Raw genomic sequence first — 15,692 nt, 5'->3', positions numbered from 1 at the left:
CGAACGCAGGCTTTGGCGCACAGTGCGAGGCTTCAGCCTGGAGTCGAGCAAACATGACGATGACCACCGCTTGCGGTGTTTGCGGGAAGCCCAACCGCCAGAATGCGAAGTTCTGCGTGCGCTGTGCGGCGCGAATCGGCGTCGAGCCGCTCGGCCAATCGATGTTCGGAGCGGCCGCGGCGGGGCCAAACGCCGATGCGCCGCACGACGCCGCCTTTGATGCTTCGCGGGCGGCCCACCTGCGTTCCGCCGACGCGCGCGAGCCGGTGGTCTTCTGGGTGCGCGCGGGGATCGCCGGCCTTGTATTGCTGATCGGATTCGTGGCGTGGTGCCTGTACATCCTGACTGTGAACAAGGCAGTGCCCCCATCGCCGATCAGCACAACCTCCGTGCCTTTGGCGCCTGCCGCGACTGCGGAGCCGAAATCGCTGGTCGAAGTGCCACCTGTAGCGCAACCTGTAGCGCAACCGCGCGCGCCGCCCCGCATCGCGACAAGCGAGCCGCGTCCACCAGCAACCCAGCCTCCAGCGGCGACGCAACCTCCATCGTCGCTTCCGACGACTGCGCCGTCCAGCGCCAGGGCCGCCTTGAACCTCACAGGCGCGCCAGAGGCCCGTGCCGCCGACGCGCCGCGCGACTACGCTAGATCGCGCCCCCGAAAGACCGCCGCACCGCCCGCGGACAGCGCACCGTCCAACTTCACGTGGAACGAGCCCTCGCAGCCCCCCGCCCGCACCTCCATGCCGGACTACAAGGACTCAGGCCCGCCCATCATTCAGGGGCCGGGACCGCGCTATGCGTCATCGCCGCCCTTGCCCGAGGTCCCGCCGCGCAACTCACTCGCCCCCGCGCAGGCTGCCGATTCCGGCCCACCCATCGCCCCCGGCCCGGGCCCGCGCTACGACTATTCAACGCCGGGCGCTCTGCCGAGATGAGCGCCGAATCGAGCCCATCCATTCGGTGCCGTCTTTTTCGATCCCGGCCCTCCTGATCCGGTATGTCCGGTCCCGGCCCGTCGGTTCCTGTCTGTTCGTGAAACACCGTGGAACCGGCTTCGCCGGGCCACCGGTGTTGCCCCCGGCAGGGGGTGGGAGGAGCGACACGGAGTGTCGCGGAGCCTGGGGGCGAGCGTTACTTAGCTCCCCAGATCACATCCTTGCCCTCGGCCTGCGAATCTCTCAGCATGTGAATGATCGGCGCCGCACGCTGGTGCAGCCCGACATGCTGACGCTCCGCGTCTTCCGCATGCCCTTCCACGGCAAAGGCATCGTGGTTGTGCTGATTCGCACCTTCATTGCTTACGGCAGCTTCCAGCGCTGCGAGCGCCGACGGGATCTGCTCAACCGTGATGATGCCGCTCGCCCCTCCGGGTTTGCCCATGATGTCGAGCAATTGACGGGCATTGGCTTCAAGCATCACGACATCCTGTGTCGCTTGCGATTTGAATCGATAGAGCATGTTCGTTACTTGTAGATGTAGTCGCGGACGAAAGGGTACGCCGAATGTGCGCCGGGCATCAAGCCCGTTTCTTTGTTTCCGTCCGGCTTGATCGCCAGCATCTGGTGCAGCGCAATCCAGCCTTGCTCGAAACTCATGGCCGATCCGGCCAGGTAGAGGCGATAGGCTCGCAGGATACGTTCCGCCCGCTCGCGGCTGCCCGTCGAGCGCTCCAGCACCGCCAGTGCCTCGTCGAGCTTGCCTTCAAGCCCGTCCGACCACTGCCACAGCGTGCGCGCGTAGTGCGGCCGCAGATTCTCGGTGTCGACCATCTCGAACCCGGCCGCCGCCATCTCGCGCAGCACGTGCGTTACGTGCAGCAACTCGCCGCCAGGAAAGATGTACTTCTCGATGAAGTCGCCCATGCCGTTGCCGAGTTGCTCCTGGTCGATCTGGCCAGACGTGATGCCGTGGTTCAAGACCATGCCGCCCGGCTCCAGGAGATCGATGATCCGCGCAAAGTACGCCGGCATGTTGGCAGCGCCCACGTGCTCGAACATGCCGACGGATGCAATGCGATCAAAGCGCTTGTCCGCAGTCACCTCGCGATAGTCGCGCAATTCCACGCGCACGCGGCCGCGCAGGCCCTTGTCGTCGATCAGCCGCTGCACGTAGGCATGCTGGTTCTTCGACAACGTGATGCCGGTCGCGTCCACGCCATAGTGCTCGGCCGCCCACATCAGCAATGCGCCCCAACCCGAGCCAATGTCCAGGAAGCGCTGGCCTGGTTCCAGCATCAGCTTTCGGCAGATGTGGTCGAGCTTGGCCTCCTGCGCCTGCGCCAGCGTCATGCCGGGCGTCTTGAAGTAGGCGCATGAGTACACGCGCCGCGCGTCGAGCCACAGCGCATAGAAGTCATCCGACACGTCGTAGTGGAATTCGATCTGCGACGCATCCTTGTTGAGCGAGTGCGAGCCCCGAGACTTGGCTCGGCGCAGCAGCCTGCCCCACCGGCCTGTATTGGTTTCAGCCGGATTGCCCGGCAGCAGGTCGACCGCAACGTCGGTCAGATCGCGCATGGCGCCCTCGATCTGGATCTTGCCCTCGACATACAGCTCGCCGAGCGCACCGATCTGGCTGGCCGCAAGCTTGGCCAGCCCCGACCACTCCGAAAAGGCCAGCGTCACGCGCGACCCTGGCTTGGCAACGCGTCGGCCATCCGGCAGCTCCAGCGCAACGGGCACCGCAAGGGTGTCCAGGCGCGACTCGATCTTCGGTATCAAGCTTTGCATGCAGAAGATTCTTGCGTTCGGTTACTCAACCGTCAACCGACCACATCCAATGCCCCTGTAATCCATTGACATATGATTGTTTAGGCTTAAACTATTCGACCATGAATAGCCCAAAGCTTCCTTCTCCCGCCCTCCAACGCGTGTTGTGCATCGGAGGTGGCCCCGCCGGCCTCTACTTCGCGCTGCTGATGAAAGCGCGCTGGCCCGACCTGACCGTCACTGTGGTCGAGCGCAATCGCCCGTTCGACACCTTCGGCTGGGGCGTGGTTCTGAGCGACCAGACGCTCGCCAACCTGGCCGAGGCCGATCCCGCGACCGCCGGGCTCATCGGCGACGCGTTCAACCACTGGGACGACATCGAGGTCTTCTTCAAGGGCCGCAGCGTACGCTCCAGTGGCCACGGCTTCTGCGGCATCGGCCGCAAGCGCCTGCTCAACATCCTGCAAGAGCGCTGCCTGGCGCTCGGTGTCGATCTCGTCTTCGAGCGCGACGCAACCGACGATCAGGCGCTCGCCGCCGAATACGATGCCGACCTGGTCATCGCCAGCGACGGCCTCAACAGCCGCATCCGCACGCGCTATGCCGACGTGTTCCAGCCCGACATCGACACGCGCCAATGCCGCTTCGTCTGGCTCGGCACCAAGAAGAAGTTCGACGCCTTCACCTTCGCGTTCGAGAAAACCGAGCACGGCTGGTTCCAGGCGCATGCCTACCAGTTCGATGCCGACACGTCGACCTTCATCGTGGAAACGCCCCAGGAAGTCTGGGAGGCCCACGGCCTGGACAAGATGGAGCAGCCCGAGGCCATCGCCTTCTGCGAGAAGCTGTTCGCGGCCTACCTCGACGGCAACGCGCTGATCAGCAATGCCACGCACCTGCGCGGCTCGGCCAACTGGATTCGGTTCCCTCGCGTGGTTTGCGGTCACTGGACGCACCGTGTCGACATCGGAGGCAAGACCGTGCCGGTGGTGTTGATGGGCGATGCGGCGCACACTGCGCACTTCTCGATCGGCTCCGGCACCAAGCTCGCGCTCGAGGACGCCATCGACCTCGCGAAGACCTTCGAGCAAGGTGGCGACGTCGACCAGGTGCTCCTTGCCTACGAAGGCCGCCGCAGCGTCGAGGTGCTGAAGATCCAGAACGCCGCGCGCAACTCGACCGAATGGTTCGAGAACGTCACTCGCTACAGCGGCATGCAGATCGAGCAGTTCGCGTACTCGCTGCTTACGCGCTCGCAGCGCATCAGCCACGAGAACCTGCGCCTGCGCGATGCGCGCTGGCTCGGCGGCTACGAGCAATGGCTGGCCGGCGGCAAGCAGTTGCCGCCGATGCTGATGCCCTTCACCGTGCGCGGCCTCACGCTGAAGAACCGCATCATCGTGTCGCCGATGGCCACCTACAGCGCGGTCGACGGCGTACCTCAGGACTTCCACCTGGTCCACCTCGGCGCGCGCGCATTGGGCGGCGCCGCGATGGTGATGGTCGAGATGACCAGCCCGACGCCCGAAGGCCGCATCACGCCGGCCTGCACTGGCCTGTACAACGACGCGCAGCAGGCGGCCTTCAAGCGCATCGTCGACTTCGTGCACGCCCAGAGCAGCGCACGCATCGGCATGCAGCTTGGCCACAGCGGGCCCAAGGGCTCGACGCAGGTCGGCTGGGAAGCTACCGACGAGCCACTGCCATCGGGCAATTGGCCGCTGATCTCGGCCAGCGCACTGGCTTACGGCGAGCAGAACCAGTTGCCCGCCGCAATGAGCCACGCCGACATGGACCTGATGCGCGACCAATTCGCCGACTCCACCCGCCGCGCAGCCGAGGCCGGCTTCGACTGGCTCGAACTGCACTGCGCGCACGGCTACCTGCTCGCGTCCTTCATCAGCCCGCTAACCAACCTGCGCACCGACGAATACGGCGGCGACATCGCAAGCCGCTGCCGCTATCCGCTCGAAGTCTTCAAGGCGATGCGCGCCGCCTGGCCGGCCGACAAGCCCATGAGCGTCCGCATCTCCGCGCACGACTGGGCGCCGGGCGGCAATACCGGCGACGACGCGGTCGAGGTCGCGCGCCTGTTCAAGGCAGCCGGCGCCGACTTCATCGACGTCTCCTCCGGCCAGACCACGCGCGCCGCGAAACCGGTGTATGGCCGCATGTACCAGACGCCGTTTGCCGACCGCATCCGCAACGAGGTCGGCATCTCGACCATCGCCGTGGGCGCCATCACCGACGCCGACCAGGCCAACAGCATCATCGCGGCCGGCCGTGCCGACCTTTGCGCCATCGCGCGCCCGCATCTCGCCGACCCGGCCTGGACGCTGCACGAAACCGCCAAACTGGAGAGCCGCGCGGTCGACTGGCCCAAGCAGTACCTCAGCGGCCGCGACCAGATGTACCGCGAGATCTCGAAGCAGAAGGAAATGGCTGCGGCCACACAACCGGCCGCAGCCAAGCCTGCACCGGTGGAGTAACCATCATGGACCTCGAAGCCCGCGCCCACAGCGAACACCCGGACGAATTGCGCCTCTGGCTGCGCCTGCTGACCTGCACGCAACTCATCGAGAAGCAGGTGCGCAACAGCCTGCGCGATCAGTTCACCACCACGCTGCCCCGCTTCGACCTCATGTCGCAACTCGAGCGTGCGCCGGAGGGCCTGAAGATGAACGAGCTTTCGCGCCGCATGATGGTCACCGGCGGCAATGTCACCGGCATCACCGACCAGCTCGTGGGCGAAGGGCTGGTCGAACGCGTCGACGTCGCCAACGACCGCCGCGCCTGGCGCGTGCGCCTCACGCAGCGCGGCCGCAAGCTCTTCAGTGACATGGCGCAGCAGCACGAAGCCTGGATCGTCGACGCCTTCGCCGGGCTCAACCCGAAGGAAATCGCTCAATTGCACAAGCTGCTCGGCAAGGTCAAGCAGCACACCCACCTCACCCAAACGACGACGGAAACCGCATGAAGCACTACATCGGCGCCACCAATCCCATGCACGCGCAGTTCGAACCCAAGGCGGCCTATGCGGCACGGCATTTCGCATGGTCCTTCGCGGACGGCATCGGCACCATCACGCTGAATCGCCCCGAGCGCAAGAACCCGCTCACCTTCGACTCGTACGCCGAGTTGCGCGACCTGTTCCGCGCACTGCACTTCGCAACCGACGTGAAGGCCATCGTCATCAGCGGTGCCGGCGGCAACTTCTGCTCGGGCGGCGACGTGCACGAGATCATCGGCCCGCTCACGCAGATGCAGATGCCCGCACTGCTCGAGTTCACGCGCATGACTGGCGACCTGGTCAAGGCGATCCGTCAATGCCCGCAGCCGATCGTCGGCGCAATCGACGGCATCTGCGCCGGCGCCGGCGCAATGATCGCGCTGGCCTGCGACCTGCGATACGGCACGCCTTCGACGAAGACCGCGTTCCTGTTCACGCGCGTCGGCCTGGCCGGCGCGGACATGGGTGCCTGTGCCTTGCTGCCGCGCATGATCGGGCAAGGCCGCGCTTCCGAACTGCTGTTCACCGGCCGCGCGATGTCGGCCGCCGAAGGCCACGCCTGGGGGTTCTTCAATGCGCTTCACGAGAGCGACGCGCTGCTCGGCGCCGCGACCGCGGTCGCACGGGACCTGGCTGCAGGCCCGACCTTCGCGCACGGCATGACCAAGACGATGCTGTCGCAGGAATGGTCCATGACCATCGACCAGGCGATCGAGTCCGAGGCGCAGGCACAGGCGATCTGCATGCAGACCGAGGACTTCAAGCGCGCCTACGACGCGTTCGCGAACAAGCGCAAGCCGGCCTTCCAGGGGGACTAGAAATGGTCTACCACCAGTCTTCAGACAATGCGTGCCGCCGCGCCGGACGCCTCGCCGAACGCCTCGCCGCAGGCAAACCCTGCGGTCCTATGAAGCCGGTATTGCCGTGTTCGCGGCACTGCGGACGCAGCTTCCATTTTTCTGGATCCACCTCCCGGAGCAAGTGACCTTGAGCACCCCACCCACTCCCCCCTCCACCGCACACCTCGCGCTGCCCTTCTTCGACGACGCGCACCGCGCGCTCGCGCAAGGCCTGCTGCCCTGGGCCGCGGCACAGGACGTCGACGAAAGCGACGACCGCGCCGCCTGCCGCGACTGGGTCCGCCGCCTCGGCGACGGCGGCTGGCTGCGCTACTGCGTGCCTGCCGCTTCCGGCGGCGCGCTCGAGCGCCTCGATTCGCGCGCGCTGGTGCTGCTGCGCGAGACGCTGGCCTACCACTCGCCACTGGCCGATTTCGCCTTCGCGATGCAGGGCCTCGGCAGCGGTGCCATCACGCTCGCCGGCAGCGCAGAACAGCAGGCCGCCTACCTGCCGGCCGTTGCCAACGGCAGCAAGATTGCTGCCTTCGCCCTGAGCGAGCCGGACGCCGGCTCCGACGTCGGCGCGATGGCGATGCGGGCCGAGGCCACACCCGCTGGCTGGCGCCTCGACGGCAACAAGACCTGGATCAGCAATGGTGGCATCGCCGACTTCTATTGCACCTTCGCCAAGACCGACCCGACAGGCGGCACGCGTGGCATCACCGCCTTCATCGTCGATGCGGCGAGCGCGGGGCTGGACACTTCGGGCCACATCCACGTGATGGCGCCGCACCCGCTGGCGACGTTGAAGTTCACCGATTGCACCGTGCCGCGAGCCGCGCAACTGGGCGAGCTCAACGGGGGATTCAAGCTGGCCATGCGCACGCTCGACATCTTCCGCGCCTCGGTGGCCGCGGCCGCGCTCGGGATGGCGCGCCGCGCGCTGGCCGAAGCCGTCGCACACGCCCAGCGCCGCCAGATGTTCGGCCATCCGCTCGCCGACTTCCAGCTCACCCAGGCCAAGCTCGGCGATATGGCCGCGCTGGTCGATGCCGCGGCGCTGCTCACCTATCGGGCCGCATGGATGCGCGACGAATCCGAGCGCACCGGCCAGAAGCCCTCCGGCGACCTGACGGCCGCTGCCGCGATGGCCAAGATGACCGCCACGGAAAACGCCCAGCGCGTCATCGACATGGCGCTGCAGTTGCACGGCGGCCTCGGCGTGCAGGTCGGCAGCAAGGTCGAAAGCCTGTATCGCGACATTCGCTCGCTGCGCATCTACGAAGGCGCGACCGAAGTCCAGCAACTCATCATCGGCAAATCTGTCCTGAGAAACGCAATGAGCGCCGCCCGGCCGCCCGAAGGCGCTCGCACCGCTGTGCGAAGCACGGAGGTCATTTAATGACCGCCACGCAGGGCCGCCCCAAGCAAGCTCGCACCGCGGTGCGCAGCACGGAGGTTATTCAATGACCGCTCAAGTCGATCGCTTCGTCCACGACCGTCTTCCGCCGCCGGACCAGTTACCCATCTTCCGGTACGACTTGCCGGAACTGCAGTTGCCCGACCAGTTGAACCTGGTCGAGGAATTGCTCGACAAGGCGCCTGCCAAGGGCTTCGCCAACAACCCCATGCTGCGCTCGCCGACGCGCACGCTGACCTATGCGGAAGCCGCGCGCGAGGTCAACCGCATCGCACAGGTATTGACCGAAGACCTGCACCTCGTCCCCGGCAACCGCGTGCTGCTGCGCGGCGGCAACTCGATCCAGATGGCGCTGTCCTGGCTTGCCGTGGTGAAGGCCGGCCTGATCGCCGTCGCGACGATGCCGTTGCTGCGCGCCAAGGAACTGGGCGACATCATCGAGAAATCGCAACCCGTCGCCGCGCTGTGCGACGGCAAGCTGCTGGCCGAGCTCGAGGCCGCACGCGAAGCGCATCCCGTCTTGAGGACGGTGCTCGCCTTCCACCAGCCCGACTGCGCCACATCGCTCGAGGCGCATTCCGCGACCAAGAACGGCGTCTTCACCGCCTGCCCGACCGCAGCCGACGACATCGCGCTGCTCGCCTTCACGTCGGGCACCACCGGCAAGCCCAAGGCACCCGTGTCCACGCACCGCGACGTGCTCGCCATGTGCGAGACCTGGCCGCGGCACGTACTGCGCGCACGGCCCGACGACGTCGTGCTCGGTTCCCCGCCGCTCGCGTTCACGTTCGGCCTCGGTGGCCTGCTGATCTTCCCGATGTGGGCCGGCGCCTCGGTCTTCTATCCCGACGGCAGCTATACGCCCGAAGGCATGGTCAAGCTCATCAACGATTGCGGCGCGACGATCACCTACACCGCGCCCACCTTCTACCGGCAGGTCGCACCGTTCGCGAAGCAGATCAGCGTGCCCAGCCTGCGCATCAGCGTGAGCGCGGGCGAGGCCCTGCCCGATGCGACGCGCCAGCTCTGGAAAGACGCTACCGGCATCGAGATGCTCGACGGCATCGGCGGCACCGAGGTGTTCCATATCTACATCTCGGCCGCGCCCGAAGAAGTGAAGCGCGGCGCCATCGGCAAGGCCGTGCCCGGCTTCACGGCCAGGGTCGTCGACGAGGAAGGCAACGAGGTGCCGCGCGGCACCGTCGGCAAGCTCGCGATCATCGGGCCGGTCGGCTGCCGCTACCTCGACGACCCGCGCCAGACGGCCTACGTGAAGAACGGCTGGAACTACCCGGGCGATGCCTTCATCGAGGACGAGGACGGCTATTTCTTCTACCAGGCGCGCGCCGACGACATGATCGTCACCGCCGGCTACAACGTCGGCGGCCCGGAGGTCGAGGACGCACTGCTCAAGCACCCGGCCGTGGCCGAATGCGGCGTGATCGGCAAGCCTGACGACGAGCGCGGGATGATTGTCAAGGCCTTCTGCGTGCTCAAGCCCGGCCAAGCAGGCGATGGCGTGCTCGTCAAGGCGCTGCAGGAGCACGTGAAAGCCACCATCGCCCCCTACAAATACCCGCGCGAAATCACTTTCGTCGAGGCCTTGCCACGGACCGAGACCGGCAAGCTGCAACGTTTCAAATTGAGGAGTCTTTGACCATGATGCAATTCCTGCAACCATCCGGCTGGCTACCGCCCAAGGGCTATGCCAACGGCATCGCTGCCCGCGGCACGCAAATCTTTGTCGGCGGACAGATCGGCTGGAATGCACAGCAGCAGTTCGAGACCGACGACTTCGTCGAGCAGACCGGCCAGGCGCTACGCAACATCGCCGCCGTGCTGCGCGAAGCCGGCGCCGGGCCGGAGCACATGGTCCGCATGACCTGGTACATCACCGACCGCGACGAATACAACGCCCGCCTGCGCGAGCTCGGCCCGGTGTACCGCGAGGCGATGGGCCGCAACTTCCCCGCGATGACCTGCGTGCAGGTTGCTGCGCTGGTCGAGAAGCGCGCCAAGGTGGAGATCGAGGTGACGGCGGTACTGCCGGATTGATCTCGCCTGATTGATGCTGCCGATTCAGGTTGCCTGGTTGAGGGCTGCCTGATTGAGGGTTGCCTGGTTGAGGCTTGCCTGGTTGAGGGTTACCTGGTTGAGGGTTACCTGGTTGAGGGTTACCTGGTTGAGGGTTGCCTGGTTGAGGGTTGCCCGATTGATGCTGCCGATTCAGGTTGCCTGATTTGAGGGTTCCCTGATTGATGGCCGGCGGTCGATTTCGCCCGCCTGATGCCGCGATCGATGGCCTGCAAAATAAAAAAGGCCCTGTTCGAAAACAGGGCCTTTCAATTTGGTTGCGCGAGCAAGATTTGAACTTGCGACCTTTGGGTTATGAGCCCAACGAGCTACCAGGCTGCTCCATCGCGCGGCAAGATGGAATTATAACTTATTCTGCAGCGTTCTGCTCGGCAGAAGCTTCTTTTACTTCGGGGCGATCGACGAGCTCGACCAGCGCCATGGGTGCGTTGTCGCCCACGCGGAAACCCATCTTCAAGATGCGCGTGTAGCCACCTGGACGTGCCGCAAAACGCGGGCCCAGATCATTGAACAGCTTGACGACGCTGTCACGGTCGCGCAGGCGGTCGAAAGCGAGGCGCTTGTTGGCAACCGTCGGCTTCTTGGCCAGCGTGATCATCGGTTCGATGACGCGGCGCAGTTCCTTAGCCTTGGGCACCGTGGTCTTGATGACTTCATGCTCGATGAGCGAGTTCATCATGTTCTGCAGCATCGCGAGGCGGTGCGAGCTGGTGCGGTTGAGTTTGCGGAGGCCGTGACCGTGACGCATTTTGAGTTCCTTTCGAGGTTTTTAATAAAGGCAGCCGTGTCAGGTACTGCCCTTCGCGGATGACCGCTTCGGATTAACGCTTGTCGAGGCCGGCCGGCGGCCAGCTTTCGAGCTTCATGCCCAAGGTGAGGCCGCGCGAGGCAAGCACTTCCTTGATTTCGTTGAGCGACTTGCGACCCAGGTTCGGGGTCTTGAGCAACTCGTTCTCGGTACGCTGGATCAAGTCACCGATGTAGTAGATGTTCTCGGCCTTCAGGCAGTTGGCCGAACGCACCGTCAGTTCGAGTTCGTCGACAGGGCGCAGCAGGATCGGGTCGAATTGCTGTGCGCTGCGCGGTGCCGGCGCATCGAACGCTGCCAGTTCGCCGCCTTCGAGCTGTGCGAACACGGCGAGCTGTTCAACGAGGATCTTGGCCGACGCGCGCACGGCGTCTTCGGCGGTGATCGCACCGTTGGTCTCGATCTCGACCAGCAGCTTGTCCAGGTCGGTGCGCTGTTCCACGCGGGCGCTTTCGACCGTGTAGCTCACCCGCTTGACCGGCGAGAACGACGCGTCAAGGACGATGCGGCCGATCGACTTGGTCGGCTCGTCAGCATAGCGGCGCATCGTGCCGGGCACATAGCCGCGGCCCTTTTCCACCTTGATCTGCATGTCGAGCTTGCCGCCCTGCGACAGGTTCGCGATCACGTGGTCGGGGTTGATGATCTCGACGTCGTGCGGCGTCTGGATGTCGGAAGCCGTCACCGCGCCTTCGCCGTCCTTGCGCAGGCTCAGCGTGACTTCATCGCGGTTGTGGAGCTTGAACACCACGCCCTTGAGGTTCAGGAGGATGTTGACCACATCTTCCTGGACGCCGTCGATCGACGAGTACTCGTGCAGAACGCCAGCGATGGTGACTTCGGTCGCCGAATAACCAACCATCGACGAGAGCAGGACGCGACGCAGCGCGTTGCCGAGCGTGTGGCCGTAGCCGCGCTCGAAGGGCTCGAGCGTGACCTTCGCCTTGTTCGGCGCGAGTTGCTCGACCTGGATGGTCTTGGGTTTCAGCAGGGTTGTTTGCATTCAGGACTTCCTCTCAATACCCCCGGTTCGTTACACCGGTAAGGCTGGTGAAGCGCCCGGCGCACGGAACGGGGCGCGCCAGGAACGGGATAACAAAAAAAACAGCAACCCGCGCCACACGGCGCGGGAAGAAAATCAACGCGAATAGAGTTCGACGATCAGCGATTCGTTGATGTCGGCCGCGAATTCGTCGCGATCCGGCACCTTCTTGAACGTGCCTTCCGCCTTGTCGGCGTTCACTTCGACCCATGCCGGCATGCCGACTTGCGATGCCAGTTGCAGGGCTTCAGCGATGCGGGTCTGCTTCTTCGACTTGTCGCGCACGGCGATCACGTCGCCGGTCTTGACCAGGTACGACGGGATGTTGACCGACTGGCCGTTCACGGTGATCGCCTTGTGCGACACCAGCTGGCGTGCTTCGGCGCGGGTCGAGCCGAAGCCCATGCGATAGACGACGTTGTCCAGGCGCGATTCGAGGATGAACAGCAGGTTCGCGCCGGTGTTGCCACGGCGGCGATCGGCTTCTTCGAAGTAGCGGCGGAATTGCTTTTCCAGCACACCGTACATGCGCTTGACCTTCTGCTTTTCGCGCAGTTGCAGGCCGAAGTCGGAAGTGCGCTGACCCGAGGTGCGGCCGTGCTGACCGGGCTTCGAATCGAACTTCGACTTGTCCTGGATCGAGCGGCGGGCGCTCTTCAGGAACAGGTCGGTGCCTTCACGGCGGGAGAGTTTGGCCTTGGGGCCGAGGTAGCGTGCCACGAGATCTTCCTTTGTGTCATCTGCCGCAGGTTTTGCCTGCGGGAGCCATCAGCGGCGTGCCGATGGCGGTGGGCTTGTTGAAAAACAAAATGCGCAGCCGCTGTGAAGCAGGCTGCGCCGGGGCGTTGTCGCCTTAGATGCGACGACGCTTTTGCGGACGGCAGCCGTTGTGCGGCACTGGCGTCACGTCGGCGATCGAGTTGATGCGAATGCCCAGTGCGGCCAGGGCGCGCACCGACGATTCACGACCCGGGCCGGGGCCCTTGATCTCGACGTCGAGGTTCTTGATACCTTGCTCGACCGCGGCGCGGCCTGCGACTTCCGAAGCGACCTGGGCTGCGAAAGGCGTCGACTTGCGCGAACCCTTGAAGCCTTGGCCACCCGACGAAGCCCACGACAGGGCGTTGCCCTGACGATCGGTGATCGTGATGATGGTGTTGTTGAACGACGCGTGCACGTGCGCGATGCCGTCGGCAACGTTCTTGCGAACCTTCTTGCGGACGCGCTGTGCGGCGTTGTTGGCAGGAGCTTTAGCCATGCTGTTCTATCCTTATTTCTTCAGGGACTGCGCGGCCTTGCGCGGACCCTTGCGGGTGCGGGCGTTGGTACGCGTACGCTGGCCGCGCATCGGCAGACCACGGCGATGACGGAAACCGCGATAGCAGCCGATGTCCATCAAGCGCTTGATGTTCATCGTCGTCTCGCGACGCAGGTCACCTTCGATCGTGAAGAGCGCGATCTGGTCGCGGATCTTCTCGAGATCGCCGTCGGTCAGATCCTTGATCTTCTTCGAATATTCGATGCCAGTCGCTTCGCAGATCTTGCGGGCGCGGGTGCGTCCGATGCCGAAGATGGCCGTCAGACCGATTTCAGCGTGCTTGTGCGGCGGAATGTTGATGCCAGCAATACGTGCCATGTGCGTCCTCTGATATTTCTCTAATCAACCCTGGCGCTGCTTATGGCGCGGGTCGGTACAGATCACACGCACCACACCTTTGCGGCGGATGATCTTGCAATTACGGCAGATGGTTTTGACCGAAGCCGAAACTCTCATTTCAATTCTCCTAAAACTTTTCGTTAACCTGGCTTACGACGTCTTGAAGTTGGCCTTCTTCAGCAGCGATTCATACTGCTGGGACATCAAGTAGTTCTGCACCTGGGCCATGAAGTCCATGGTCACCACAACGATGATCAAGAGCGACGTGCCGCCGAAATAGAAGGGCACGTTGTACTTGAGGATCAGGAACTCGGGCAGCAGGCAGACGAAGGTGATATACACCGCGCCGGCCAGTGTCAGGCGGACCAGGATCTTGTCGATATAGCGAGCCGTTTGGTCACCCGGGCGAATACCCGGAATGAACGCACCGCTCTTCTTCAGGTTGTCTGCCGTCTCGCGGCTGTTGAAAACCAACGCCGTGTAGAAGAAGCAGAAGAACACGATGGCTGCTGCGTACAGCAACACGTAGATGGGCTCGCCGGGGCGCAACGCGCCGGCCACGTCCTTGATCCAGCGGAAGCCGCCTTCACCCGTGCTGAACCAGCCCACGACCGTTGCCGGCAACAGGATGATCGACGAAGCGAAGATCGGAGGAATCACGCCCGCCATATTCAGCTTCAGAGGCAGGTGCGACGACTGGCCGCCGTAGACCTTGTTGCCGACCTGGCGCCGCGCATAGTTCACGAGGATCTTGCGCTGGCCGCGCTCGACGAACACCACGAAGTACGTGACCAGGCAGACGACCGCAACGATGAACAACGCCACCAGCGGATTCATCGCGCCTGTCGAGACCAGCGAAGCCAGGCCGCCGATGGCATTGGGCAAACCGGCCGCGATACCCGCGAAGATCAGGATCGAGATACCGTTGCCCAGGCCGCGTTCCGTAATCTGCTCGCCGAGCCACATCAGGAACATCGAGCCAGCGGTGAGGCTGAACATCGCTGTCAGGCGGAAGCCGAAGCCGGGCGAAATCACAAGGCCAGCCGACGATTCCAGCGCCACGGCAATGCTGAACGACTGGAACAGTGCCAGGCCCAGCGCGCCATAGCGCGTGTACTGCGTGATCTTGCGACGACCTGCCTCGCCTTCCTTCTTCATCTGCTCGAAGGTGGGCAACACGTATGTCATCAACTGCATGATGATCGACGCGGAGATGTACGGCATGATGCCCAACGCGAACACGGTGAAGCGCGAAAGTGCGCCGCCCGAGAACATGTTGAACAGGCTCAGGATGCCGCCTTGCTGGCCCTGGAACAACTGCGCCAACTGGTCCGGGTTGATGCCCGGAACCGGAATGTGCGCACCGATCCGATAGACCACAAGGGCTAGCAGCAAGAAGACGAGCCGGCGACGCAGGTCACCGAACTTGCCAGTCTTTGCGAGCGTTGCCGCGTTGGTTGCCACTACAGCCTTCTTTCCAATGCCGAATTAAGCGACGCTGCCGCCGGCTGCTTCGATCGCAGCCTTGGCACCCGCCGTTGCACCGACGCCGGTCAACTTGACGGCCTTGGTGAGTTCACCGGTCTTGATGATCTTGACGACCTTGGCAATCTGGCCGACGAGGCCAGCTTGCTTGAGTGCCAGCAGGTCGACTTCGGCCAGACCGAGGGCTTCCAGCGCCGTCAGCGTGACTTCGGCGTTGTATTTGAGCGATTGCGACTTGAAGCCGCGCTTCGGCAGGCGACGCTGCAACGGCATTTGACCGCCTTCGAAGCCCACCTTGTGAAAGCCACCAGCGCGCGACTTCTGGCCCTTGTGACCGCGACCTGCGGTCTTTCCGAGGCCGGAACCGATACCGCGGCCGACGCGACGCTTGTAGTGCTTCGCGCCGTCTGCCGGCTTGATGCCATTGAGTTCCATATCAGTCTCTCTTACAGAACTTTGACCAGATAACTGATCTTGTTGATCATGCCGCGCACTGCGGGCGTGTCCTGCAACTCCGACACGGAGTTGAGCTTGCGCAGGCCCAGGCCGCGCACGGTGTCGCGGTGTGCCTGCTTGGTGCCGATCGGGCTCTTCACCAGTTGCACCTTGACGGTTTGTTGTTGCGTCAT

General features: G+C 64.3%; 19 protein-coding genes and 1 tRNA gene. 7 read left to right on the top strand and 13 right to left on the bottom strand.

Annotated features, from left to right (window positions below; translation table 11 throughout):
• The first annotated feature begins 53 nt into the window (after positions 1-53).
• Positions 54-935 carry a hypothetical protein gene (locus WKW80_RS20685; protein WP_340365449.1) on the top strand — a complete coding sequence of 294 codons (882 nt, stop codon included), beginning with the start codon at positions 54-56 and terminating at the stop codon, positions 933-935.
• Between the two features lie 196 nt (positions 936-1,131).
• On the opposite strand, the gene WKW80_RS20680 is transcribed toward WKW80_RS20685, so the two are convergent.
• Both WKW80_RS20680 and WKW80_RS20675 read right to left on the bottom strand, forming a co-directional pair.
• Complete coding sequence (locus tag WKW80_RS20680; RefSeq protein ID WP_340365448.1) at positions 1,132-1,458, bottom strand: DUF1840 domain-containing protein; 327 nt, start codon at positions 1,456-1,458, stop codon at positions 1,132-1,134.
• A gap of 5 nt (positions 1,459-1,463) precedes the next feature.
• A complete protein-coding gene (locus WKW80_RS20675; protein ID WP_340365447.1) occupies positions 1,464-2,729 on the bottom strand; it encodes a class I SAM-dependent methyltransferase in 1,266 nt (421 codons plus the stop codon).
• A gap of 101 nt (positions 2,730-2,830) precedes the next feature.
• Here WKW80_RS20675 and WKW80_RS20670 point away from each other — a divergent pair, with 101 nt between their 5' ends.
• From WKW80_RS20670 to WKW80_RS20645, 6 genes are all read left to right on the top strand, one after another.
• Positions 2,831-5,197, top strand: coding sequence for a bifunctional salicylyl-CoA 5-hydroxylase/oxidoreductase (locus WKW80_RS20670; RefSeq protein WP_340365446.1), 2,367 nt, complete (start codon positions 2,831-2,833; stop codon positions 5,195-5,197).
• 5 nt (positions 5,198-5,202) lie between these two features.
• Positions 5,203-5,685 carry a MarR family winged helix-turn-helix transcriptional regulator gene (locus WKW80_RS20665; protein ID WP_340365445.1) on the top strand — a complete coding sequence of 161 codons (483 nt, stop codon included), beginning with the start codon at positions 5,203-5,205 and terminating at the stop codon, positions 5,683-5,685.
• Complete coding sequence (locus tag WKW80_RS20660) at positions 5,682-6,536, top strand: enoyl-CoA hydratase family protein (RefSeq protein ID WP_340365444.1); 855 nt, start codon at positions 5,682-5,684, stop codon at positions 6,534-6,536. Before WKW80_RS20665 ends, WKW80_RS20660 begins: the two co-directional genes overlap by 4 nt.
• 163 nt (positions 6,537-6,699) lie before the next feature.
• On the top strand, positions 6,700-7,959 hold the full coding sequence (locus WKW80_RS20655) for an acyl-CoA dehydrogenase family protein (RefSeq protein ID WP_340365443.1): 1,260 nt from the start codon (positions 6,700-6,702) through the stop codon (positions 7,957-7,959).
• Between the two features lie 64 nt (positions 7,960-8,023).
• Complete coding sequence (locus tag WKW80_RS20650) at positions 8,024-9,634, top strand: AMP-binding protein (RefSeq protein ID WP_340365442.1); 1,611 nt, start codon at positions 8,024-8,026, stop codon at positions 9,632-9,634.
• Positions 9,635-9,636: 2 nt separating this feature from the next.
• Positions 9,637-10,032, top strand: coding sequence for a RidA family protein (locus WKW80_RS20645; RefSeq protein WP_340365441.1), 396 nt, complete (start codon positions 9,637-9,639; stop codon positions 10,030-10,032).
• A gap of 24 nt (positions 10,033-10,056) precedes the next feature.
• Here WKW80_RS20645 and WKW80_RS37345 read toward each other — a convergent pair whose 3' ends face one another.
• The 11 genes from WKW80_RS37345 to rpmD all read right to left on the bottom strand — a co-directional run bounded on the left by WKW80_RS37345 (position 10,057) and on the right by rpmD (position 15,692).
• Positions 10,057-10,194: a pentapeptide repeat-containing protein gene (locus WKW80_RS37345; RefSeq protein ID WP_422822933.1), complete on the bottom strand. Its 138-nt coding sequence runs from the start codon at positions 10,192-10,194 to the stop codon at positions 10,057-10,059.
• A 131-nt stretch (positions 10,195-10,325) separates the two neighbouring features.
• Positions 10,326-10,402, bottom strand: a tRNA-Met gene (locus WKW80_RS20640).
• An 18-nt stretch (positions 10,403-10,420) separates the two neighbouring features.
• A complete protein-coding gene (gene rplQ, locus WKW80_RS20635) occupies positions 10,421-10,819 on the bottom strand; it encodes a 50S ribosomal protein L17 (RefSeq protein ID WP_340365440.1) in 399 nt (132 codons plus the stop codon).
• A 73-nt stretch (positions 10,820-10,892) separates the two neighbouring features.
• On the bottom strand, positions 10,893-11,882 hold the full coding sequence (locus tag WKW80_RS20630) for a DNA-directed RNA polymerase subunit alpha (protein WP_340365439.1): 990 nt from the start codon (positions 11,880-11,882) through the stop codon (positions 10,893-10,895).
• Between the two features lie 135 nt (positions 11,883-12,017).
• Positions 12,018-12,641, bottom strand: coding sequence for a 30S ribosomal protein S4 (gene rpsD, locus WKW80_RS20625; RefSeq protein ID WP_340365438.1), 624 nt, complete (start codon positions 12,639-12,641; stop codon positions 12,018-12,020).
• A gap of 133 nt (positions 12,642-12,774) precedes the next feature.
• On the bottom strand, positions 12,775-13,179 hold the full coding sequence (gene rpsK / locus WKW80_RS20620) for a 30S ribosomal protein S11 (protein ID WP_009124825.1): 405 nt from the start codon (positions 13,177-13,179) through the stop codon (positions 12,775-12,777).
• Between the two features lie 12 nt (positions 13,180-13,191).
• Positions 13,192-13,557 carry a 30S ribosomal protein S13 gene (gene rpsM, locus WKW80_RS20615; protein WP_340365437.1) on the bottom strand — a complete coding sequence of 122 codons (366 nt, stop codon included), beginning with the start codon at positions 13,555-13,557 and terminating at the stop codon, positions 13,192-13,194.
• Positions 13,558-13,581: 24 nt separating this feature from the next.
• Positions 13,582-13,695 (bottom strand): 50S ribosomal protein L36, encoded by a 114-nt coding sequence (gene rpmJ / locus WKW80_RS20610; protein WP_038201958.1) that lies wholly within the window; start codon positions 13,693-13,695, stop codon positions 13,582-13,584.
• A gap of 33 nt (positions 13,696-13,728) precedes the next feature.
• The gene (secY, locus tag WKW80_RS20605; RefSeq protein WP_340365436.1) at positions 13,729-15,042 is read right to left on the bottom strand and encodes a preprotein translocase subunit SecY; all 1,314 of its coding nucleotides are present in this window, start codon (positions 15,040-15,042) and stop codon (positions 13,729-13,731) included.
• A gap of 24 nt (positions 15,043-15,066) precedes the next feature.
• Complete coding sequence (gene rplO / locus WKW80_RS20600) at positions 15,067-15,498, bottom strand: 50S ribosomal protein L15 (protein WP_340365435.1); 432 nt, start codon at positions 15,496-15,498, stop codon at positions 15,067-15,069.
• 11 nt (positions 15,499-15,509) lie between these two features.
• The gene (rpmD, locus tag WKW80_RS20595) at positions 15,510-15,692 is read right to left on the bottom strand and encodes a 50S ribosomal protein L30 (protein ID WP_213958257.1); all 183 of its coding nucleotides are present in this window, start codon (positions 15,690-15,692) and stop codon (positions 15,510-15,512) included.

This window comes from Variovorax humicola (genome assembly GCF_037889915.1).
GTDB lineage: Bacteria > Pseudomonadota > Gammaproteobacteria > Burkholderiales > Burkholderiaceae_C > Variovorax > Variovorax humicola.
The sequence above is the reverse complement of the archived record's forward strand: the minus strand, read 5'-3'. Positions and strand labels throughout refer to the sequence as shown.

Coding starts and splice junctions, on each gene's coding strand:
- WKW80_RS20685 (WP_340365449.1), top strand. CDS start 54: ATGACGATGACCACCGCTTGCGGTGTTTGCGGGAAGCCCAACCGCCAG.
- rplO (WP_340365435.1), bottom strand. CDS start 15,498: ATGGAACTCAATGGCATCAAGCCGGCAGACGGCGCGAAGCACTACAAG.
- WKW80_RS20630 (WP_340365439.1), bottom strand. CDS start 11,882: ATGCAAACAACCCTGCTGAAACCCAAGACCATCCAGGTCGAGCAACTC.
- rpsM (WP_340365437.1), bottom strand. CDS start 13,557: ATGGCACGTATTGCTGGCATCAACATTCCGCCGCACAAGCACGCTGAA.
- WKW80_RS20660 (WP_340365444.1), top strand. CDS start 5,682: ATGAAGCACTACATCGGCGCCACCAATCCCATGCACGCGCAGTTCGAA.
- WKW80_RS20670 (WP_340365446.1), top strand. CDS start 2,831: ATGAATAGCCCAAAGCTTCCTTCTCCCGCCCTCCAACGCGTGTTGTGC.
- WKW80_RS20645 (WP_340365441.1), top strand. CDS start 9,637: ATGATGCAATTCCTGCAACCATCCGGCTGGCTACCGCCCAAGGGCTAT.
- WKW80_RS20680 (WP_340365448.1), bottom strand. CDS start 1,458: ATGCTCTATCGATTCAAATCGCAAGCGACACAGGATGTCGTGATGCTT.
- WKW80_RS20650 (WP_340365442.1), top strand. CDS start 8,024: ATGACCGCTCAAGTCGATCGCTTCGTCCACGACCGTCTTCCGCCGCCG.
- WKW80_RS20665 (WP_340365445.1), top strand. CDS start 5,203: ATGGACCTCGAAGCCCGCGCCCACAGCGAACACCCGGACGAATTGCGC.
- rpmD (WP_213958257.1), bottom strand. CDS start 15,692: ATGACGCAACAACAAACCGTCAAGGTGCAACTGGTGAAGAGCCCGATC.
- rpmJ (WP_038201958.1), bottom strand. CDS start 13,695: ATGAGAGTTTCGGCTTCGGTCAAAACCATCTGCCGTAATTGCAAGATC.
- rplQ (WP_340365440.1), bottom strand. CDS start 10,819: ATGCGTCACGGTCACGGCCTCCGCAAACTCAACCGCACCAGCTCGCAC.
- rpsK (WP_009124825.1), bottom strand. CDS start 13,179: ATGGCTAAAGCTCCTGCCAACAACGCCGCACAGCGCGTCCGCAAGAAG.
- WKW80_RS20675 (WP_340365447.1), bottom strand. CDS start 2,729: ATGCAAAGCTTGATACCGAAGATCGAGTCGCGCCTGGACACCCTTGCG.